This window comes from Methylobacterium sp. A54F (genome assembly GCF_053346035.1).
On the sequence record NZ_JBKFBF010000114.1, the window covers coordinates 1 to 310 of the forward strand.

The window sequence follows — 310 nt, forward strand, 5'->3', positions numbered from 1 at the left end:
AGCGCAGCGCAGCGAAGCCTCGAAGGAGGGCTCCAGGAAGCTCCGCGCCGTCCGGAGGGCATCCGAGGCCCGCCTCCAGCGGCCGCCTCAGGTCGCGGCCGCGGGGGGGCAGGGTCCCCAAAAGGCAGCCCTCACCGCGGCGGGTGGCGGCGGGCCCAGTGCTCGGCGATGTCGACCCGGCGGGCCACCCAGACGCGGTCGTGGGCGGCGACGTGGCCGAGGAAGCGGGCCAGCGCCGCGACGCGTCCGGGGCGGCCGACGAGGCGGCAGTGCAGGCCGACCGACATCATCTTCGGGGCGGTCTCGCCCT

The 310-nt window shown here is 77.4% G+C and carries 1 pseudogene; it reads right to left on the reverse strand.

The window, feature by feature from the left end:
* Nucleotides 1–140: 140 nt before the first annotated feature.
* Nucleotides 141–310, reverse strand: a pseudogene (locus ACLBXP_RS25570) (allantoinase); the annotation flags it as partial.